18 protein-coding genes are annotated in these 20,130 nt (G+C 62.5%); 14 read left to right on the top strand and 4 right to left on the bottom strand.

Features of this window, described 5'->3' with window-relative positions:
- Window positions 1-17: 17 nt before the first annotated feature.
- Genes WNZ15_RS10110 through WNZ15_RS10100 form a run of 3 tightly spaced genes read left to right on the top strand, consistent with a single transcriptional unit; the run spans window position 18 to window position 2,320 of the window.
- Complete coding sequence (locus WNZ15_RS10110) at window positions 18-1,559, top strand: AMP-binding protein (RefSeq protein WP_342892846.1); 1,542 nt, start codon at window positions 18-20, stop codon at window positions 1,557-1,559.
- A gap of 3 nt (window positions 1,560-1,562) precedes the next feature.
- Complete coding sequence (locus WNZ15_RS10105) at window positions 1,563-1,952, top strand: MaoC family dehydratase (protein ID WP_342892845.1); 390 nt, start codon at window positions 1,563-1,565, stop codon at window positions 1,950-1,952.
- Window positions 1,949-2,320, top strand: coding sequence for a phosphate acetyltransferase (locus WNZ15_RS10100; RefSeq protein WP_342892844.1), 372 nt, complete (start codon window positions 1,949-1,951; stop codon window positions 2,318-2,320). Before WNZ15_RS10105 ends, WNZ15_RS10100 begins: the two co-directional genes overlap by 4 nt.
- 9 nt (window positions 2,321-2,329) lie before the next feature.
- Here WNZ15_RS10100 and WNZ15_RS10095 read toward each other — a convergent pair whose 3' ends face one another.
- Together WNZ15_RS10095 and WNZ15_RS10090 are read right to left on the bottom strand one after the other, a co-directional pair.
- On the bottom strand, window positions 2,330-2,719 hold the full coding sequence (locus WNZ15_RS10095) for a DUF427 domain-containing protein (RefSeq protein ID WP_342892843.1): 390 nt from the start codon (window positions 2,717-2,719) through the stop codon (window positions 2,330-2,332).
- A 147-nt stretch (window positions 2,720-2,866) separates the two neighbouring features.
- On the bottom strand, window positions 2,867-3,886 hold the full coding sequence (locus tag WNZ15_RS10090; protein WP_342892842.1) for an aldo/keto reductase: 1,020 nt from the start codon (window positions 3,884-3,886) through the stop codon (window positions 2,867-2,869).
- 97 nt (window positions 3,887-3,983) lie between these two features.
- Here WNZ15_RS10090 and WNZ15_RS10085 point away from each other — a divergent pair, with 97 nt between their 5' ends.
- The 11 genes from WNZ15_RS10085 to WNZ15_RS10035 all read left to right on the top strand — a co-directional run bounded on the left by WNZ15_RS10085 (window position 3,984) and on the right by WNZ15_RS10035 (window position 18,199).
- Window positions 3,984-4,892, top strand: a complete 909-nt coding sequence (locus tag WNZ15_RS10085) for a LysR family transcriptional regulator (RefSeq protein ID WP_342892841.1) — start codon at window positions 3,984-3,986, stop codon at window positions 4,890-4,892.
- A gap of 58 nt (window positions 4,893-4,950) precedes the next feature.
- Entirely contained in the window at window positions 4,951-6,207 is a 1,257-nt protein-coding gene (locus WNZ15_RS10080; protein ID WP_342892840.1) for a glycerate kinase, read from the top strand.
- Window positions 6,208-6,269: 62 nt separating this feature from the next.
- Window positions 6,270-7,451, top strand: a complete 1,182-nt coding sequence (locus WNZ15_RS10075; protein ID WP_342892839.1) for a GAK system CofD-like protein — start codon at window positions 6,270-6,272, stop codon at window positions 7,449-7,451.
- 28 nt (window positions 7,452-7,479) lie between these two features.
- Window positions 7,480-7,890, top strand: a complete 411-nt coding sequence (gene rbsD / locus WNZ15_RS10070) for a D-ribose pyranase (RefSeq protein ID WP_342892838.1) — start codon at window positions 7,480-7,482, stop codon at window positions 7,888-7,890.
- 321 nt (window positions 7,891-8,211) lie between these two features.
- The gene (locus WNZ15_RS10065; protein ID WP_342892837.1) at window positions 8,212-9,318 is read left to right on the top strand and encodes a LacI family DNA-binding transcriptional regulator; all 1,107 of its coding nucleotides are present in this window, start codon (window positions 8,212-8,214) and stop codon (window positions 9,316-9,318) included.
- Window position 9,319: 1 nt separating this feature from the next.
- Window positions 9,320-10,669, top strand: coding sequence for an extracellular solute-binding protein (locus WNZ15_RS10060; RefSeq protein WP_342892836.1), 1,350 nt, complete (start codon window positions 9,320-9,322; stop codon window positions 10,667-10,669).
- A gap of 195 nt (window positions 10,670-10,864) precedes the next feature.
- Entirely contained in the window at window positions 10,865-12,166 is a 1,302-nt protein-coding gene (locus WNZ15_RS10055) for a sugar ABC transporter permease (RefSeq protein WP_342892835.1), read from the top strand.
- The gene (locus WNZ15_RS10050; protein ID WP_342892834.1) at window positions 12,163-13,395 is read left to right on the top strand and encodes a carbohydrate ABC transporter permease; all 1,233 of its coding nucleotides are present in this window, start codon (window positions 12,163-12,165) and stop codon (window positions 13,393-13,395) included. The genes WNZ15_RS10055 and WNZ15_RS10050 overlap by 4 nt, the downstream gene beginning before the upstream one ends.
- A 46-nt stretch (window positions 13,396-13,441) precedes the next feature.
- Entirely contained in the window at window positions 13,442-14,731 is a 1,290-nt protein-coding gene (locus WNZ15_RS10045) for a hypothetical protein (protein WP_342892833.1), read from the top strand.
- A gap of 14 nt (window positions 14,732-14,745) precedes the next feature.
- A complete protein-coding gene (gene ugpC / locus WNZ15_RS10040; RefSeq protein WP_342893196.1) occupies window positions 14,746-15,804 on the top strand; it encodes a sn-glycerol-3-phosphate ABC transporter ATP-binding protein UgpC in 1,059 nt (352 codons plus the stop codon).
- 613 nt (window positions 15,805-16,417) lie between these two features.
- Window positions 16,418-18,199: a methyl-accepting chemotaxis protein gene (locus WNZ15_RS10035; protein ID WP_342892832.1), complete on the top strand. Its 1,782-nt coding sequence runs from the start codon at window positions 16,418-16,420 to the stop codon at window positions 18,197-18,199.
- A gap of 84 nt (window positions 18,200-18,283) precedes the next feature.
- Here the strand turns inward: WNZ15_RS10035 and WNZ15_RS10030 are convergent, their stop codons facing one another.
- Both WNZ15_RS10030 and WNZ15_RS10025 read right to left on the bottom strand, forming a co-directional pair.
- Complete coding sequence (locus WNZ15_RS10030; RefSeq protein ID WP_342892831.1) at window positions 18,284-19,105, bottom strand: hypothetical protein; 822 nt, start codon at window positions 19,103-19,105, stop codon at window positions 18,284-18,286.
- 145 nt (window positions 19,106-19,250) lie between these two features.
- Window positions 19,251-20,126: a transglutaminase family protein gene (locus WNZ15_RS10025; protein WP_342892830.1), complete on the bottom strand. Its 876-nt coding sequence runs from the start codon at window positions 20,124-20,126 to the stop codon at window positions 19,251-19,253.
- Between the last annotated feature and the right edge of the window lie 4 nt (window positions 20,127-20,130).

Raw genomic sequence — 20,130 nt, 5'->3', positions numbered from 1 at the left:
GGGGATTGGGAGGAGCCATGGAATTCTTGACCGACATGGCCGCGAAACGGGCCGAGCTGATGCCTGAAGCGGTTGCCTTTGTCGATCACGAGACCGGCAGACGATACAGTTTCGGCGAGGTGAACGACCGGGCCAGCCGGCTCGGCAACCTGTTGCTGGGAAAGGGGCTCAGCAAAGGCGACCGCGTCGCGGTGCTCTGCCTGAACCACCCGGATTTCTTCGTTCTTCTGTTCGCGGCACAAAAGACCGGCGTCGTGCTGGTGCCGCTCAACTGGCGCCAGCCGGCCCCGGAACTGAAACCGATCCTCGAGGCTTCGGGCGCAAAACTGCTCTTCCACGACGAAGCCTTCGCGGAGACGGCGCGGCTTTTGGCTGAACAGACGGGAACCTGCCTGCTGTCACTGGGGGCAACGGCGGGGGGCGGCAGCGCGCTGGACCCGCTTCTGGAACGCACCAGTCCGGCTGCGATCGGCTGCGGCCGCATCGGCACAACGGCTCCCTGGTATCTGCTCAACACCTCCGGCACCACGGGCCTGCCCAAAGCGGTTATCCAGACCGCAGGCATGGCTTACGCCAACATGGTCAACTATTGCCAGGCCACCGGCCTGTCCATGGGCGAAAGGGGGGTCAACTTTCTGCCGTTGTTCCACACGGCCGGTATCAACCTGCCGACCCTGCCGATCTTTCTGAACGGCGGATCGTCCACGGTGCTGCGCAAGTTCGATGCCGATGCGGTGCTGAAGCTTGTCGCCGCCGGGCAGGTGACCTGTTTCTTCGGGGTCCCGGCGGTCTACCAGGCGATGAGCCTGTCTTCCCGGATCGGTTCGACGGATTTCTCCCGGGTCCGGTCCCTGGGATGCGGTGGAGCACCGGTTTCCAGGCATCTTCTGAAGGAATTTCAGGGGCGTGGTGCGACCATCTGCAACGGCATGGGCATGACGGAAACCGGCCCGACGGTGTTCCTGATGGACACAGCGCATGCCAGGGACAAGATTGGATCGGTCGGCAAGCCGCAGATGCTGACAGATGTCCGGCTCGTGGACGCCGACGGCGGGATCGTCGAAGGCCCGGGAGACGGCGAGATCCAGTTCCGGGGACCGAACGTGACCCCCGGCTACATGGACGACCCCGAGGCGACGGCCGCCGCCTTCACGTCCGACGGCTGGCTGAAATCCGGCGATATCGGCCAGCGCGACGAGGACGGGTACTATTTCATCATCGACCGCATCAAGGACATGTACATCTCCGGCGGCGAGAACGTCTATCCGGCCGAGGTCGAAAATGCACTGCAGGGCCATCCGGCGGTCCTGGAAGCAGTGGTGATCGGAGTGGCCAATGCCAAATGGGGCGAGGTGGGTGCAGCCTTCGTGATCGCCCGGCCCGGCAGGTCAATCGATATCGGTTCGCTCGCGGACTGGTGCCGGACTTCACTTGCGGCCTACAAGATCCCGAAAAACTTCGTTGTCGTTGCCGATCTGCCGCGGACCGCCGCCGGCAAGGTCCGCAAGAATGTTCTGAAAGACCGGTATATGGCCGAAAAAACACCTGAGGATGCGTAACCCATGAACCACAGCCCCGAGACGCCTCCCGGCGCTGTCTTCAAGTGGACCCCGGACCAGGCCGATTTCGATGCCTTCGCAGACTTGTCGGGCGACGACAATCCGATCCATGTCGATCCGGCGTTTTCCGCCCGCACCCGTTTCGGGCGGACCGTGTCGCACGGCATGCTGTTATATACGCGGGTGTTCGGTCATCTGGACGCGTTGTATCCGGGCCGGAGGCACGTGATGCAAAGCCTGATGTTTCCAAATCCGGCCTATGCGAACGAGGAGCTGACCTTGACGTTCTTGCGCAATGCGGACCGGCCTGAGGTCATCGACATCGAGGTCAAGCGCAGTGCGGACGACGCGGTGACGCTGTCGGCGACTTGCACGCTGGAGGTGGGCGAATGACGCTGGAAATCGGCAGGCGCGCTGCATTGACGCGCAGCTACACGGTCCGGGACATGCAGGAGTTCGCGGTTCTGGCCGGAGAAAACGCCCGGGTCCCGGACACGGTGCCGGGGCCGTTGATCGGCGGTCTGTTTTCCTATCTGCTCGGTGTGAAGCTGCCGGGCCGCGGCACCAATTACCTCAAGCAGAGCCTGGAATTCCTGGCGCCGGCGCCGGTGGGCGAGCCGCTGACCGCATCGGTCACCGTCACCCGGTTGCGGCCTGAAAAACACCTGGTCGACCTGGAGACCGTGTGCGAGGCGGCGGACGGCACCCGCATCTGCCAGGGACGGGCGCTGGTCTATGTCGAGGATGTCGGCAAGGGCTGACAGTGTGTTCTAGTCGCCTTCCACCACCCGGACCTTTTCCGGCCAGAAGGCATAATGGCCTGCCAGCCGCCGTGCCATTTCAATTGGGGTCCGGTAGACCCAGCCGATTTCCCGGTCCTCCAGGGCAGCATAACTCGCATCGCCCTTGATCGGGCAGTGGGTGCTCTTGTCGAGCGTGCCCAAATGGATCTTCAGACCGGTTTCCGGCACATAGATCACCGGATCGTAGAAGGACTTTCCGATCTCGAGAACCCGCAGGGCATTGCTGCTGTCGGCGAGCAGAAGCTCTCCGCTGTAGATGCGGATCCGGCGCGGAACGTCCTTGATCACCATGAGGTGGGCCGGATTGTCCGGGTTGCGGATGGCGGCTTGAAGGTGCGGGTGTTCGGCTGCTGGCATCGTCTCGTCCTCCTTGGGGTGGCCTTCAAGATGGTGTCGGCGCGCACGGGTTTCAAAAGTGGATTGCGCACAATCGGGTGAGAGGGGCGCACAAGGGGCTGAGGGGTGTAGCAGGCGATCTGGCTGAATGAACCGGTCGAAGGCAGGTCACACGTTGACCCCCTTCATGCCTTCAGCTGTGTAACGCTCACCATGGGCGATGCCGGGCGGCATAAGCCTGTCGAGTTGATCGAGATCGCCGGGCGTCAGCGTGACATCGAGAGCACGCGCGTTTTCTTCGAGATAGGCAAGGCGCTTGGTGCCGGGGATCGGCACGATGTCCTGGCCCTGCGCCAGGACCCAGGCGAGGGCGAGCTGGGCAGGCGTACAGTCTTTTTCCGCAGCGAGCCGCTTCACATGACCGACAATTGAAAGGTTGCTCTGGAAATTTCCGTCCGTGAAGCGTGGGTGCGCGCGGCGGAAATCATCATCGTCCAGATCGTCCGCGGAAGTCATCTGTCCCGTCAGAAAGCCGCGCCCCAGGGGGGAATAAGGCACGAAGCCGATGCCGAGCTCCCGGCACAGCGCCAGCGGGCCGTCCTCGGGATCCCGTGTCCACAGCGAATATTCGCTCTGTAACGCAGTGACAGGATGAACGGCGTGGGCGCGGCGCAGCGTTTCTGTACCGACTTCGCAGATGCCGACATGGCGCACCTTGCCTTCGGCAACCAGCTTTGCCAATGCGCTCATTGGCTCTTCGATCGGGCGATCCGATGCTACGCGGTGAATATAGAACAGATCGATCCGGTCTGTTCCGAGGCGTCGCAATGAGGCTTCGCATGCGGTGCGGACATAGGCCGGGTCGTTGTTCAGGTCGCGGGCATAAGCGCCTTTTTCGCGCTGAATGCCGAACTTTGTGGCGATCTTCATCGCGTCGCGGCCGCGTTCAGCTATCAGGCGGCCGATCAGCTCTTCGTTGTGACCCAGACCGTAAGTGTCAGCCGTGTCCAGAAAGGTGATGCCGAGGTCGAGTGCGCGATTGAGGGTCTCCATCGATTGTGCGTCGTCGCGGGCACCGTAGAATTCGCTCATGCCCATGCAGCCAAGGCCAAGGGCTGATACCTGCAAGCCATCGTCGACGGTGCCAAGGGTGCGGGTCGGGAAAGAATGGAAAATCGGTTCGCTCATGGCCGGCTCCTGGTTGCTTGTGTCACGGATATCTAGTGTTGCACTGAGCGTTGTTGAACGCTCTTCGACGCACTGCTATCCTGCGAAAATGCAAAACATGGACTGGAACCTCGTGCGCGATTTCCTTGCTGTTGCGCGAACAGGCAGCCTGAATCGAGCGGCGCAAAAGCTCGGCGTGAATGCGTCAACCGTCGGGCGGCGGATCGAGGCGCTGGAGAAAACACTGGGGCTTCGCCTCTTCCAGCGCTCGCAGACCGGTTACGTGCTGACGGACGAAGGAGAGGGCCTGATCGCCCGTGCGGAGACGTTTGAGGAAACCGGCATAGCGTTCGAGCGCCGTGCGGAAGCAAGCGAGAGCGTCGAGGGGCGCGTCAGGCTCGCGACGGCTGAAAACCTCGCGAATTTCCTGGTCATACCCGCCTTGCCTGACTTTCGCGCCCAACATCCCAAACTCACGCTGGAAATCGTAACCGATATCCGGTCTGTAAACCTGAACCGCCGCGAAGCCGATCTGGCGTTACGGCTGGTCCGACCGACACAAGGCAACGTGTCCGTGCGCCGGGTCGGTACGATGCGCAGCGGCCTCTACGGATCGGTCGACTATGTTCGGCGCAGGCAAGTGGACAGCAAGGCAAGGGATGGCGGACGCTTCGACGGCGATGAATTCATCTCATGGTCCGAACACTATGGCGACCTGCCCGCAGCACAGTGGGTCGATCGTGTGTTGCAGGGACGCGCGCCCGCATTGGTGACATCCAGTCTTTATGCGCAATTGGTCGCCGCGCGGGCAGGATTGGGGTTGGCGGTTCTGCCGTGTTTTATGGCTGATGCTGAACCCGCTCTCCAGAATGTGCCCAGTGATGCCGATGCGATCGCGCAAGAATTCTGGCTCGCGGTCCATACCGATCTTGCCGGTTCGGCCCGCGTGCGCGCTGTCGCGGATTTCCTGTCAGAACTGGTCCGTCGCAACTCAGCCATTCTCCTTGGAAACACACTCAGGGCTTGATAAACCCGCCTGATCTGCGCTCAAACCATGGCAGCGGAGAAATGCGGGAAAGAATGCAATGGATGAAACCGTCCTGGAGTTGTTGAAGTCGCTGTTTCAGCGGGCTGTCGAAGTGGCGGATCCGATGAAGAGCCTGGCGGCCCATCTGCCGGATAAACCGTCCGGGCGGGTGGTCGTTGTCGGTGCCGGCAAGGCGTCGGCCCGGATGGCCGAGGCGGTCGAGACGGTCTGGGGGCCTTGCGAGGGTCTGGTGATCACGCGTTACGGCTATGGCCGGCCCTGCCAGGGCATTGAAATCGTCGAGGCGGCCCATCCGGTCCCCGACGAGGCGGGGTTCGCGGCGACCCGGCGCATGCTCGATCTGCTGTCCGGTCTCGGCGAGGACGACTACGTGCTGGCACTGATTTCCGGTGGCGCGTCGGCGCTGCTGAGCGCGCCTGCCGGCGATATTTCCCTGGCCGAGAAACAGGAGGTGAACCAGAAGCTGCTCGCTTCGGGAGCGCCCATCGGCCAGATGAACACCGTTCGCAAGCATTTGAGCCGGGTCAAGGGCGGACAACTCGCTGCGGCCGCCTATCCGGCCAGGATGCTTGCCCTGCTGTTGTCCGATGTTCCCGGAGACCGCCCGGCGGAAATAGGGTCCGGGCCGACTGTCGGCGATGCCAGCACGGCGGAAGACGCGAAAGCCATTCTCAAGTCCTGGAAGGTTGAGGTGCCGGAGACGGTTGCGGAGGTGCTGGATGGCGCGACGCGGGTTCTGGCACCCGCAAGCGAGCGGTTGGCCCGGGTGAGCAATGTCGTGTTCGCCGCGCCCTCACAAAGTCTCGAGGCGGCGGCCAGTCTGGCCGAGGCCGAGGGTTGCGACGTCGAGATTCTCGGCGATGCGCTGGAAGGCGAAGCCCGGGACACGGCCCGGGCCCATGCCACGCTGGCGCTTTCCCGCCAGCGCGAACGCCCTGAAGGCAGCCGTCCGCTGCTGCTTCTGTCCGGCGGCGAACTCACCGTCACCCGCCGCGGCGACGGCGTCGGCGGGCCCAACGCCGAATACGCGCTCGCGCTGGCCTTCGCGCTGAAGGGCGCGCCCGGCATTCACGCGATTGCCTGCGATACCGACGGCGTCGACGGCGCGGCGGAGGTGGCCGGGGCCGTGATCGGTCCCGATACGTTGATGCGGGCCGACAAGGCCGGCGCCGATGCGGAGGAAGCGCTTCTCAACAACGATGCCCACCGGTTTTTCGAGACGATCGGCAACCAGGTCGTCACAGGGCCGACACTGACGAATGTCAATGATTTCCGGGCTATCTGGATCGCCTAGGGTGTTTTCTGGTAAGTGCTTCGGGACGGTCGCGTGAACGGACCGCTTTTTGGGAACTGGACGTGACAGAACTCACCATCACCCGTGCCGTGCGCATGCCGGATCCGTTCCGCATCGAGCGTTTCGTCTCCAATCCCAAGCTGGGACCGCGCCTGCTGTTCTTCAGCGGCGGATCGGCGCTCAATGGTGTCGCGCAAAAACTGAAGCGCTATACGCATAATTCCATCCACCTGGTGACGCCGTTCGACAGCGGCGGCAGCTCGCAGGGACTGAGGCTGGCCTTCAACATGCCGGCGATCGGGGATCTGCGCAGCCGGCTGATGGCACTCGCGGACGAAACCGTGCTGGGGCATCCGGATGTCTTTCGCCTGTTCACCCACCGGTTCGCCAAAAAAGCGGCGCAGGCGGATCTTGCCGGCGAACTCAATGCCATGATCGCCGGCAGCCATCCGCTGACCGGCGCCATCGAGCAGCCGATGCGCGCGCTGATCCAGAATCAGCTCGCCGCGTTGCGGGCGGTCTGCCCGAAGAGTTTCGATCTGCGCGGGGCCAGTATCGGCAACCTGATCCTTGCCGGCGGTTATCTCAACCAGAACCAGGAACTCGAACCGATCATCTTTCTGGTGTCCAAGCTGGTCGGTGTCCAGGGCACGGTGCGGGCGGTCACCGATGACAATCTGCATCTGGGCGCGGAACTCGCCAGCGGCGAGGTCGTCATCGGGCAGCATCTTCTGACCGGCAAGGAACATGCGCCGCTGTCCTCTCCGATCAAGGATCTCTTTTTCAATCGCAGTTTGAAGGGACGGAACCCGGCGGGAGCGGTGTTCGCGGACCGGAACCGCTCGCTGATGCAAACGGCCGATCTGATCTGCTATGCGCCGGGCAGTTTCTATACCAGCCTGATCGCCAACCTGCTGCCGGAGGGCGTCGGCCGGGCAATTGCGAGCCGCACGGTGCCGAAGGTCTACGTTCCGAGCCTGGGACAGGACCCGGAAGCCGGTGACCTGAGCCTGGCGGACAGGGTCCACACGCTGCTCGCCTATCTGCACCGTGATGCCGGTGCCGACTGCCCGGTGCACAGGCTGCTCAATTTCGTGGTTGTCGACCGCAGCGTTCCGGTGAGCGAAACCGAGGCCATCACGGCGCGGGGGATCGCAGTTCTGAGACTGGATCTCGTCAGCAGAACGTCGGCACCCTATTATGATCCGGAGCCGCTCTGCGAAGCGCTTGTGTCGCTGACGTGAAGACGGCTGTTTCAGGAAGGAACAGGCCATGAAACGCACGAAGCTTTTGAATCGCCATCTGAGCAAGCTTGTGGCCTCGCTCGGCCATCTCGATGAAATCGTCCTGGCCGACGCCGGGCTGCCGGTGCCGCAGAATGTCGGCGTCATCGACCTGGCGGTCAGCCCCGGCGTGCCGGGGCTGTTCGACGTCCTCGACGCCCTGGCCGACGAGATGATCATCGAGCAGGCCGTGTTCGCCGACGAGGCCTCGCCGGAACTCGCCACGGAGATCGAGGTGAGGCTGGCCCATTGGGCGGCCGAAACAGGCAAGCCCATCGAGGACGAACGCCTGCCGCATGAAGCGTTCAAGGAACGGACGGCCCGTGCCCGTGCGGTCATCCGGACCGGCGAATGCACCCCTTACGCCAATCTCATTCTCGTGTCCGGCGTGCCGTTCTGATCGGCAGGCCCCAATAAGTGCCTCTGCAACTGCCGCAGCGTCGGGACGCCGTGGCTGCGCCGGCACCCTCTTCCTGAAGCTGCCTGATGGAAAACCGGCGCGTCGTGCCTGGCTGTTCCGAAACAAGACGCGGCAGGTTTCGTTGCAGAGACAGCGACTTCCCGCTTTGCGAAAGAATAATCGCAAAGCACCGAAACCGATTTTGTTGACTTCCGAAATCGGTTTTGTGAAACTTTTTGCAAGCATCAGCCGCCTGGTCCGTTGGCAGAACGGACAGGGTCAGAGCTGGGCACGCAGGTTGGAAACATACCGGGAGGTTCAATGTCGCGCACACGCGGTTCCGTCACGATTGACGACGTCGCCCGCCATGTCGGCGTGGCCAAGGGAACCGTTTCGCGCGTCCTCAACAACTATACCGACATTTCCGAACCAACCCGCAATCGTATCCTCAAGGCCGTCAAGGAACTGGGGTACCAGCCTTCGGCCAATGCCCGAAATCTCAAACGGGGGCGCCAGGACACGCTCGGGATCGTGATCCCGGTCGGCCACGGCAGCGGTGCGGATCCGTTCCTGTCCGAATTCATCGACGGGATCGCCCGGGCTCTGGACGAATTGGGCCTGGACCTGCTGGTGACCACGGCCCATTCGCCCAGTCACATGATAGAGACGCTTCAGCGCCTGATCGCACGTCGGAAGGTCGACGGTTTCATCGTCACCCGGACCGAGGTCGACGATCCCCGGATCGCCTGCCTGCGGGAGCACAACTTTCCCTTCGTCGCGCACGGCCGCACGCGCGATCCGTCCGACTTCGCCTGGTTCGACATCGACAACGTGGCGGCCTTCGCCGAAGGGGTCCGGCATATCTACAGTCTCGGCCATGAGCGGATCGGATTTATCGGCGCGAAGCTGGATCTCAATTTCGCCCTGCAGCGCCGGGACGGCTACCGCCAGGGACTTGAGGATCTGGGTGTGACCCACGATCCGGATCTGGAATGCCTGCGCGACCTGAGCGGAAAGGGCGGTTTCGAGGCAGCCGAGGCGCTGCTCAGCCTGCCCCGGCCGCCGACCGCGCTTTTGTGCGCGACCGACGCGCTTGCCATCGGCGCGGTCCAGTTCTGCCGCAAGTTCGGTCTGAAGGTCGGCTCCGACGTCACGGTCATCGGCTATGACGGCCTGCCCGTCGGCGAATATCTCGACCCGCCGCTGACGACATTTTCCCAGAGCGCGCAGGAAGCGGGCGGGCGGGTCGCCCGCAAGCTGATCGACGTTCTGGACGGCAAGGATCCGAAGAGTTTGCAGGCGCTTGTCAAAGCGGTCCTGATCCGGCGCTCATCCGATGGGGCGCCATCCATGACACCGGACAGCCTTTCAAAGCTGATCCGGGACCGGCTGAACAACCAGCCACATTCTGGCACCAAGGGAGAATAGAATGATTGGGAGGACGACGTTCCTGGCAACGACCATCGCAGGCGCGCTTGCGTTTGGTCTGACCGCCGCGCACGCTGACACGCTGCGACTGTGGACAACGGAAGAACAGCCCGAGCGCCTGGCCAAGCAGGAGGAATTGGCCGCCGCATTCAAGGACAAGACCGGCATCGAGGTCGATGTCATTCCGGTAAGCGAATCCGATCTGGGAACCCGGACGACTGCGGCCTACGCCGCGGGCGATCTGCCGGATGTCATCTATCACACCCTCCAGTTCGCGCTGCCCTGGGCGGAAGCCGGCATTCTCGACACCGAAGCGGCCACCGAGGTTTTCGAAAGCCTGGGTGCCGGCACCTTTGCGCCGGGAGCTGCCGCCATGGCCGCCGTTGACGGCGGCGTCGCCTCGGTTCCGGTCGACGGCTGGACCCAGATGGTGGTCTACCGCAAGGACCTGTTCGAGGAGAACGGTCTTGCCGCGCCGGACAGCTACGAGAACATTCTGGCGGCGGTTGAAAAGCTGCACAATCCGCCGGAAATGTTCGGTTTCGTCGCCGCGACCAAGATCGACGAGAACTTCATGAGCCAGGTGCTGGAGCATGTGCTTCTGGCCAACGGGGTCAGCCCGGTGGACGCAAACGGCTTCAAGGCGCTGGACGAGAAGAAGACCACCGAGGCGCTGGACTTCTACAAGGCCATCGCGGAGGCGTCGCCTCCCGGCGACCTCTACTGGAAACAGTCCCGCGAGCTTTATTTCGCCGGCAAGGCGGCGATGATCATCTGGTCGCCGTTCATCCTGGACGAACTCGCCGGTCTCAGGGACAGCGCGCCGCCGACCCTCACCGACGATCCGACCTCCAAGGAACTGGCCTCCCGGACCGGCGTCGTCACCACGCTGAGCGGTCCGTCCAATCCGGATGGCGCGGCCTGGGCAGATATCCGCTATTTCGGCATCACCAACGATGCGGACACGGAGGCCGCGATGCAATTCGTCGAGTTCTCCATGGATGAGGGCTACATGTCGACGCTGTCGATCGCGCCGGAAGGCAAGTTTCCGATCCGCCGCGGCAACAAGGACAACGCGACCATGTTCGTCGACGGCTGGGCCAAGCTGCCGGTCGGTGTCGACCGCAAGGCGCCGCTCACGGATCTCTACGACGCGGACACCGTCAACACGATCGTTGCCGGCCTGGATACGGCCAGCCGCTGGGGCGTTACGGACGGCCAGCTTTCTCTCGCCTCCAAGATGATCAACAGCCAGGTCATCAACAGGTATGTGCGCGAGTACATCGACGGTGAGCGGGACGCATCCGCCACGGTGGCGAAACTCAACGAGGAACTGGCAAAGATCCAGTAACAGGATCCGGCCCTTCAGCCTCCGCGAGTGGGGTGCAAAGGACCTGACCTGCGACGTACAGACCGGGCACCCCGCCATTCGGGTGCCCGGTCCGACACCCTCCCAGACCTGCGATACAAGCGGGCGGCAGGGTCGATATCGCCCGACAGCCGTGGCCCCATCCGACGCTGAAGGCAATGAGACAGAGCCGGACACATGAACACGACATCCCAGGAAAACACTTCAGGCCCGCCGAAAGGCATCGGCCCGATGCAGCGGCGCGAAATGTGGCTGGCCTACATGATGCTGGCGCCGACATTCGCCATCATCCTGCTGATCGTCGCCGGTCCGCTGCTGGCCAATTTCTGGATCAGTGTGAAACCTGTACAGCTCGCCGATCTGCGGCCGCCGACCGTGCTCGTCAACGAACGGGTGCGCGGCGGACCTGAGGCTGCCGGCGACAGTGCCACCCTGGAATACCGGCTGCGCAATTCCTCCCGGGACGAGGAGATCCGCAATGTCGTTCTGAGCGACGTGGTGCCGGACGGCTTCGAGGTCACCGAACTTCCGGTGCCCTGTACGCTGGAGGGAGCCGCGCTGACCTGTGCCATCGGTACGGTTGAGCCGGGTTGGCGAGACCGGCTTCGGCTTGAAGGCACGGTCACACAGGCGTTTCTGGATGCCAACCGTCCGGAGCGGGCAAGCGAGCCCGTGATCTCCGGTGAAGCCAACAACGTCCTGACCAATTTCGACTTTTCGCTCGACAATTTCCGCAGGATCTTCAACGCCGACGAATTCTGGTCCGTGCTGCGGGTGACATTCTACTACACGATCTTCGGAACCGGCGGCGCGCTCGTGCTCGGATTGTTCGCGGCGCAATTGCTGCACACGTCCTTCCGCGGACGCGGGTTCCTGCGCGGCCTGTTCCTGTTTCCCTATGTCTCTCCGGTGATCGCGGTCGCCTTCACATGGGTGGTGCTGTTCGATCCGTTCTCCGGAACCCTGAATGCGCTCCTGACCAAGATGGGTGTTGTCACGGATCCGATCAATTTCTTCGGCCAGCGCGCGATCGAGTTTTCCTTTCTGGGCATTCCGATGGAGTTTCCGCTGGCGCTGACCACGGTGATCGCGTTCGAGGCCTGGCGCTATTTTCCCCTGTCGTTCCTGTTCATCCTGGCCCGGATGCAGTCGATCAACACCGACATGTACGAGGCCGCGGAAATGGACGGGGCTACGCCGCTGCAGCAGTTCTGGTACCTGTCCCTGCCGCAGCTCATGGGCATCCTGTCGGTGTTGTTCCTGCTGCGCTTCATCTGGACCTTCAACAAGTTCGACGACATCTTCCTGTTGACCGGCGGCAATGCGGGCACGCGCACGCTCACCGTCGACGTCTATGAGCAGGGCTTTGCCCTGTCCAACCTGGGCGCCGGCGCCGCCGTTGCCGTGGTGGTCTTCGTCGTGCTGGTCACATTCGCCACCCTGTTCATCCGCTTCTCACCGAAGGAGGAGGGGCTATGAGACCCGGCAGTGTCCTTCTGACCGCTATTACAGGGCTGATCTGGGGTGTCACCGCCATGGTGGTCCTCGGCGTCACGCTCACCCTGATCACGGGCGAGGTCGCCCTGCCGCAGGCTTCCAGCGCGGCGCTCGCCGGCGTGCTGAGCGCGCTGGTGCTGGTCTGGCGCCAGCCCGCCGACGGCACCGGCGGACTGCCTGCGTGGGTCTTGTCTGCGGCGATCCTGTTCCTGGTGCTGATGGTGATGACCTTTGCCGCGCCGTTCGGTCTTTCGCTGGGCACGGTCCCGGTCTGGCAGGCGCTGGCCCTGATCACGTTTATCGCCTCAGTGACCGCCGCGAACCGCATCACGCTGTCGGGGAGCCGGCTCGGGGCCATGTCCCGCTACGAGCGCGAGGTCGTCTATATCCGGATTGCCAAGGGGGTCGGCTTTGTCGTCTTCACCATCATGGTGGCGCTGCCGTTCTACGTGATGGTGATGACCTCGCTGAAGAGCCAGCAGGCCTTGCTCGCCAATCCGCTGGACCTGTCGATCGACCTCAGCCAGGGCGTCACGTCCCTGTTTCGCTCCTACGTGGAGCTGTTCACCCAGTTCAATTTCGGCCGCTACCTGATGGTGTCCGCCTTTGTCTCGGTGGCGACCGTCGTGTTGACGCTGCTTTTGTCCGTGCCCGGAGCCTACGCGGTCTCGCGTCTGCGCTTTCCCGGGCAGGCGCTGCTGGCACGGTCGGTGCTGCTGATCTACATGGTGCCGGCGATCGTCCTGGTGATCCCCCTCTACGCGGTGTTCTCGCAGCTCGGCTTGCGCAACAGCCTGACCGGGCTGCTGATCGTCTATCCGGCGACCACCATACCGGTCGCGCTCTACATGCTGCAGGGCTATTTCCGCGGGCTGCCTGCGGAGCTTGAGGAAGCGGGCCTGATGGATGGGCTCAGCCGGATCGGCGTCATCCTGAAGATCACACTGCCGCTGTCGCTGCCGGCGCTGGCGTCGGTCTCGCTCTACGTGTTCATGATCGCCTGGAACGAGTTCCTGTTCGCCTTCATGTTCCTGGACGATCCGGACATCTTCACGCTGTCGCGCGGCGTGGTGTCCCTGAATTCCTCCGAGGTGCCGCGTCAGCACCTCATGGCGGGGGCGGTGATTGCGACCGTGCCTGTCCTGTTCATTTTCCTGTGGTTCGAACGCTTCCTTGTGCAGGGCCTGACGGCCGGCAGTGTCAAGGGTTGAGCAATCTATGAAAAGGGCCCTTTCAGAGAGGCCCGGGGAGTTACCTGTGTCACACGCAGATCTGGATCAAACCGCCAAGTCCATCCTGACGGACAACGATCAGGGCGGCTATACCATTCCGACCAAGGGGCTCTATCCCTATCAGTGGAACTGGGATTCCGTTTTCGTCGCGCTGGGGTTCGCCACCTTCGACCAGGACCGGGCCTGGCGGGAAATCGAAATGCTGTTCGAAGGCCAGTGGCGCGACGGCATGGTGCCGCACATCCTGTTCCGCAAGGACGACCCGAGCTATTTTCCGGGTCCGAGTGTCTGGGGCACGAACGGCGGGCCGATCCCGAGTTCCGGTCATTCCCAGCCGCCGGTGGCCGCCTCCGTCGTTCTCGACCTGGTCAGGGGCGACCGCACGGGACAGGCTCTTGAGCGTGCGGCCGCCTTGTTCCCGAAGCTGATGGCCTGGCACCGCTGGTACATGACCTACAGGGATCCGGACGGGCTGGGTGTGATCGCAGTCATCCATCCCTGGGAATCGGGCCGCGACAATCTGCCGGACTGGGACGATGCGCTGCGCGCCGTCGAGGTCAGGGACATCGAACCCTATGAGCGCAAGGACACCTCCCATGTCGATCCGGCGATGCGGCCGCACAAGGAGGATTACGACCGCTACCTGAGCATCGTGGCCGCCTGCCGGAAAGTCGGCTGGGACCCGGCGAAGGTCGCCGAAACCTGTCCGTTCTTCGTCGCCGATCCGGGCGTGACCTTCATCTTCCTGCGCGCCAACCGGGATCTGCTGGTCCTGGCCCAGCAGCTCGGGATGGGCAAAGAGGCAGACGAGATCCGCGGCTGGATCGCCCGGATGGAAAGTGGGGCGAAGGCGCTGTGGAACCCGGACATCCAGGCGCATGTGGCGCTGGACCTGAGGACGGGCAAACAGACCGACGGCATTTCCTGCGCGTCGTTCCTGGCGCCCTATGCCGGATTGACGGACACGGCAACGATGGCGGCGCAACGGGCGCATTTCGACCGGATGGCTTCGAAGGTCCGATACATGATGCCGTCCTACGATCCGGAGCATGGCTGTTACGAGGCGCTGCGCTACTGGCGCGGACCGGTCTGGGCCATGATCAACTACATGATCGCAAGGGGGTTTGCCGAGGCGGGAGATCCTGCCCGGGCCGAACGGCTGCGAAACGATACGGCGGCGCTGATCGAGACAAGCGGCTTTGCCGAGTATTTCAGTCCGGAATCGGGGGCGGGTGCCGGCGGCGGGACGTTTTCGTGGACCGCCGCCATCTGGCTCACATGGGCTTCGCCCTCGCACGTCGAACAGGCAGCCTGAAAGGGGAACAGGTCATGGGAGCGATCCGGCTCAACAAGGTTGAAAAGTGGTTCGGGGACCTGCAGGTCATCAAGGGCATCGACCTGGATATCAAGGACGGCGAGTTCGTGATTTTCGTCGGCCCCTCCGGCTGCGGCAAGTCGACATTGCTGCGATTGATATCGGGTCTGGAGGAGACCAGCCGGGGCGCGATCGAGATCGACGGCAAGGATGTCACCGCGTTGCCGCCGTCGGGCCGTGGTCTGTCGATGGTGTTCCAGTCCTATGCGCTCTATCCGCACATGACGGTGCGTGAAAACGTCGGCTTCGGCCTCAAGACGGCGGGCATCGCCAAGGCGGAGATCGACAGCAAGGTCAACGCCGCTGCCGACGTGCTCAAGCTGGACGACTATCTCGACCGGCGTCCGAAGGCCCTGTCGGGTGGGCAACGCCAGCGGGTCGCCATCGGCCGGGCCATCGTGCGGGAGCCGGGCGCTTTCCTGTTCGACGAGCCGCTGTCCAACCTGGATGCGGCGCTGCGCGTCGAAATGCGTTTCGAGATCGCCCGTCTGCACAAGAGCCTCGGCACGACCATGGTCTATGTCACCCACGATCAGGTGGAGGCGATGACGCTTGCCGACAAGATCGTGGTACTGCAGGGCGGCGTGATCGAGCAGGTCGGCTCCCCGCGTGAGCTTTACGAACATCCGGACAATCTGTTCGTCGCCCAGTTCATAGGGTCGCCCAAGATGAACGTGCTGCCCTGCTCGGTGGCCGGTGACAGGTTTTCCCTGGACGGACACGGCGCGGGTCACTACCCGCACGCGGGATCCGCGCAGAAGCCGGTCAGGCTCGGCATCCGGCCGGAACACATGAACATCGTCGGCATCGATGAGGGCCATTGCACCGGTACGATCGAGGTGGCCGAATATCTCGGTGCGGACACATTTGTCTATGTCGCCCTGGACGGTCTGGACACCGTGCTTGTGCGCATCAGCGGCGCCGAGACGGTCGAGGAGGGCGCGCGGATCGGATTGCGGTTCGATGAAGCGCGCATGCACTTCTTCGATGCCGACGACAAGGCCGTGCGCTAAACCAGCCGCAACAAACGGGAACCTGTTTGACCATGACATGAGACCGGTCCGCGCGACGCGCGTTGCTGCCGATTGTGGACAAGCCATCCGACAGGGTCTTGTTTATCGCGGTTGTTATTCGCACCTTTTTTCACGGACAAGATCGAATTGGTCCGGGTGAAATATTTCCTGAAAATGCAACTCGGTCGGTATTTTCTGATTCGTGCGAATTAACTCTGGGTGAATTCACCTTGTGCTTTTTACCTAGGTGATAAGAAGAACCGCACCGATCGGTTCTAAAAAAACTGAAATAAATTTCACTGAAATTGCCTTTTTTTTGCGGGAACTTCTGTTCTCCGGGGTTGTTTTTAGGGGCTCACAGATTGCAAATTGCACCCACCGGTTTCATCGCCTCCGAAGGCCGGATTTTCTCAATCATTACGTGCGTTTGCTTTTAATCTTTAGTTTACACGGAGGGAGTTCTCTCGCTCTACCGCAGGGTCATGACGTGGGGGAAATCTTTCCCTCCGCATCGGCCAGAGATGCGCTGCTCCTGTCTGCCAGATTCTGCCAAGTCATTGGTGCCGGGTTGCGTCTATTAGTTGAGAGCATTGTTGGGGGAATAATGATGCAAGTGACGGAACAAAACGAAGCTCCCGGTAAAGCCAAGGCCATGCGGTCGGGCAGTATTGGTGTCAAGATCATGGCTGTCGTCGGGACCTGTCTTCTGGGTCTGGTGGTCGTGGCTGTAATCGGTCTGTTTCAGTTGAACAAAATCGGTGTCCTGATCGACGGCATTGCCAACAAGGACATTCCGCTGACCAACGCCGTCAGCCAGATAACGATCCACCAGCTCGAACAATCCATCAATCTCGAGAGAGCCTTCAAGGCCGGAGTCATGATGTCGGACCACAGCGAGGCGCGTGACGAATTTGTCGAGGCGCGCCACGTGTTCGAGAAATACGCCAAGGAAGTCGACCAGGAAATCTTTGACGCGAGAGATCTTGCCAAGAAGGCCGCCGCCGGCTCCACTTCCGAGGAAATGAAAGCGGAGTTCCAGAGGGTCTACGATGCTTTCAAGTCGATCGCTGCCGAGCACAAGAGCTTTGACGAACACGCCATCGAAGCCTTCGACCTGGTCGAAGCAGGCGACTTGAACGAAGCGTTCGAAATGCAGCCGGGGATCAAGGCGGAAGAGGAAAAGCTCAATCACGAGCTCGAAGTTCTCGTGCATGAGCTCGAAGCCTTTACGCTCGATGCGGCGCGGACTGCGCTGAGCGCCGAACAATTCGCCCTGTTGAGCATCCTGGTGATTTCGGTGATCGTATTCGCGGTGTCACTCACGTTCGCCGGGATCCTCATCCGCAAGGCCATCACGCGCCCCTTGAGCGAAGTGGTCACGGGAATCAATGCTCTGACCTCCGGGGACTTCAGCACCGACGTGAAGGTTCACGCCCGCGATGAAATCGGTGCCGTGGCGACGGCTTACCAGACCTTCCGGGACTCCATGATCCGCTCCAGGCAGCTTGAGGAAGAGCAGCGGGAGAAGAACCGGCTCGAAGAGGAACGCGCACAGAAAATGGCCGAAGCCTCGAGAGAGTTCGTGTCCAGCATCGGCGTGATCGTCGAGACGGTCTCTTCAGCGTCTACCGAATTGCAGTCGACCGCGCAGTCCATGTCCGGCATCGCGGAAGAAACCAGCAATCAGGCGACCTCCGTCGCGGCGGCAACAGAAGAAGCCACCACGAATGTCGCGACGGTTTCCTCCGCCACCGAGGAACTCTCCAGTTCCATCGGCGAGATCAACTCACGTGTCTCGCAGGCCTCGACGATTTCCAGACAGGCTGTTGACGAGGTCGCCAAGACCGAAGGCCAGATGGACCAGCTGTCCCAGACCGCTGAAAAGATCGGCGAAGTGATCTCGATGATTTCCGACATCGCGGAGCAGACGAATCTGCTGGCCCTGAACGCCACCATCGAGTCCGCCAGAGCGGGTGAGGCGGGCAAGGGCTTCGCGGTTGTTGCCAGCGAGGTCAAGGCGCTGGCCAGTGAAACGGCGAAGGCGACGGATAATATTTCCACCTTGATCAAGGAGATCCAGGAGCAGACCCAGACATCGGTCACGTCGATCGGCGAAATCGGCGGTATCATCGCCCGGATCAACGAGACCACGACCGATATCGCGGCAGCCATGGACCAGCAGGATACCGCCACAAGAGAGATTGCGCAGAACGTGACCGAAGCTGCCAACGGCACTCAGGCCGTCTCCGAAAACATCGTCAGCGTCACCCAGTCCTCTCAGGAAACGGGTGCGGCGGCGAGCCAGGTGACCATGGCGGCCAGCGAACTCTCCGGTCAGGCGTCGAAGCTCAAGATCGAGGTCGACAGCTTCCTGGCCAAGCTGGAAGCCGCATAAGGCCAAGGCCTGAAAGTCCGGTTCTGCGGCCGTGTGATCGGGTCCCGGAACCGGCGGTCCGCCCCTTTAAAGGGGCGCCCTGTCTCAGGACCCTGTCCCGCTGCCGGCGGACCGCGATGGTGCGGTCTCCGGCAGCGGGATTGTCCTGTTCAGGCTGTTCTGCCGTGGTGCCGGATCACCGGTGATGTCCGGACCGCCGTTGCCGCCGGCCCTGCTTGCTGACATGCTGCTTGACATGGCGAGCGCCAGCCGGTTCATGAAAACGGTGTGTTTCGGTTCCCAGAAAAGCGAGAATCCCCGGCTGTCCTGCGGTGTCTTCATCACCCTCAGGTAAAAGTCGCGACCGTCCTGGCGCCCCGAGACCACGAAAAAATCATTGCGAAACGTCCTGTACCTGATGACACGTCCGCTCTGCGGCCCGGTCAGGCGCCTGTAAAGCGTTTCATAACCGGATTCGTGCCGGGCCACGCGCCAGGTTTCCAGCTCGATACTGCCGTCATGGGCCCGCCGGAGGTGGCCCCGCTCTGTCGGGGAGGATGTCTCGAAAAGCTTGACCGGGACGCCGAGGGTCAGTCCGCTTGCGGTCTCGTGCGATGTTTCGAAGCCGACCCGCTTGACCAGATCAAGACCGTCGCGTTGCAGGACCAGCTTCTGCCCGGGTTTCAGAACCCCGTCGGGAAAGAAGTCCCGGTGGTTTTGAAACGATGTCAGGCCAGCGTAGGTGAGCCGGCCGAAGGCGCCGTCGACAAGCGCGGTGTAGTCGCCGGTGAAGACCAGCAGAAACTGGGTCCGGATGCGTTCCCGGTAGGTCATGCCGTTGAACCAGTCCTTAGACCGGTCGTAATCGGCCAGGCATGATCCGGCCGAGACGAGAAAAACAAGGACTGCAATCAGCACCGAACGCATCACCAGCTCCCAAAACCGTGGTCGCTCCCGACACTTTAGCAAATACGCGCAGTTGAAAACAGGGAACAGCCGGCCAGCGGGGGATATCTTGCAATGAGCCCGGGCGGCGATCTCCCGGGCGGGGCCGCGGGATCAATCGGCCAGATCAGTGCGGCACGACGTCCACCTTGTGGCTGGTGGTCTGGCCGCCGGCTGTGCGCAGGGTCCCCTTGACCGGCGCCACGTCGCCATAGTCGCGGCCTCTCGCAACCACGATGTGGTCCTGACCGGCGCGCACGGCGTTGGTGGGGTCGTATTCGATCCAGCCGACCTCGATACCGCACCAGGCCCGCACCCAGGCATGCATCGCATCCGCGCCCTCCAGTCTCGGCTGGCCTTCGGGGGGGAGCGTGCGCAGGAAGCCGCTGACATAGCCTGCCGGAATTCCGATGCTTCTGAGACAGGCGATCATGATGTGGGAAAAGTCCTGGCAGACCCCGTGCCGGCGCTCGAAGGCTTCCAGCGCCGGGGTGTCGACCGTGGTCGCGTCGGCATCGAAGCGCATGTCGCCGTTCAGGGCCCTGCCGAGTGCCTCGACCGCCGATACCGCGCTCCTGTCCGGCGTGACCTGTTCGCGTGCATAGACCGCGAAGGCCGGGTCGATGGGAAGGCGCGGTGAGGGTCCCAGAAAATGCACCGGTGCCAGGGGCCCGAGCGACTGAATGCAGCCGAGTTCTCTCGGCAGGGCTGTCAGGGGCGGAGAGATGTCGAACTCTTCGGCAGCCGCCACCCTGTCGACCCTGGCGGTCAACTTGAAACAGAGCTCGCTGTGGGGCTTGCGGTAAGCGACATCGGTGACCGCATTGCCGAAAAAATCGATCCGCTCGAAAAGCTCCGAGGGGTCGGGCACGAGCCTGATCTGTCCGCTCAACAGCTTCTGTTGGCCGGGAAGGGTGCCGGGCATGAGGCGCAGGGCGTGAAGCCCGGCATTGGCCGGACTGGCGTATTCATATGTGATTTCCAGGTTCAGGTCGTAAAGCACGGTC

The sequence above is a fragment of the Roseibium sp. AS2 genome (genome assembly GCF_038900065.1).
Lineage (GTDB): Bacteria > Pseudomonadota > Alphaproteobacteria > Rhizobiales > Stappiaceae > Roseibium.
The sequence above is the reverse complement of the archived record's forward strand: the minus strand, read 5'-3'. Positions and strand labels throughout refer to the sequence as shown.

Coding starts and splice junctions, on each gene's coding strand:
- WNZ15_RS10110 (WP_342892846.1), top strand. CDS start 18: ATGGAATTCTTGACCGACATGGCCGCGAAACGGGCCGAGCTGATGCCT.
- WNZ15_RS10105 (WP_342892845.1), top strand. CDS start 1,563: ATGAACCACAGCCCCGAGACGCCTCCCGGCGCTGTCTTCAAGTGGACC.
- WNZ15_RS10100 (WP_342892844.1), top strand. CDS start 1,949: ATGACGCTGGAAATCGGCAGGCGCGCTGCATTGACGCGCAGCTACACG.
- WNZ15_RS10095 (WP_342892843.1), bottom strand. CDS start 2,719: ATGCCAGCAGCCGAACACCCGCACCTTCAAGCCGCCATCCGCAACCCG.
- WNZ15_RS10090 (WP_342892842.1), bottom strand. CDS start 3,886: ATGAGCGAACCGATTTTCCATTCTTTCCCGACCCGCACCCTTGGCACC.
- WNZ15_RS10085 (WP_342892841.1), top strand. CDS start 3,984: ATGGACTGGAACCTCGTGCGCGATTTCCTTGCTGTTGCGCGAACAGGC.
- WNZ15_RS10080 (WP_342892840.1), top strand. CDS start 4,951: ATGGATGAAACCGTCCTGGAGTTGTTGAAGTCGCTGTTTCAGCGGGCT.
- rbsD (WP_342892838.1), top strand. CDS start 7,480: ATGAAACGCACGAAGCTTTTGAATCGCCATCTGAGCAAGCTTGTGGCC.
- WNZ15_RS10065 (WP_342892837.1), top strand. CDS start 8,212: ATGTCGCGCACACGCGGTTCCGTCACGATTGACGACGTCGCCCGCCAT.
- WNZ15_RS10060 (WP_342892836.1), top strand. CDS start 9,320: ATGATTGGGAGGACGACGTTCCTGGCAACGACCATCGCAGGCGCGCTT.
- WNZ15_RS10055 (WP_342892835.1), top strand. CDS start 10,865: ATGAACACGACATCCCAGGAAAACACTTCAGGCCCGCCGAAAGGCATC.
- WNZ15_RS10050 (WP_342892834.1), top strand. CDS start 12,163: ATGAGACCCGGCAGTGTCCTTCTGACCGCTATTACAGGGCTGATCTGG.
- ugpC (WP_342893196.1), top strand. CDS start 14,746: ATGGGAGCGATCCGGCTCAACAAGGTTGAAAAGTGGTTCGGGGACCTG.
- WNZ15_RS10030 (WP_342892831.1), bottom strand. CDS start 19,105: ATGCGTTCGGTGCTGATTGCAGTCCTTGTTTTTCTCGTCTCGGCCGGA.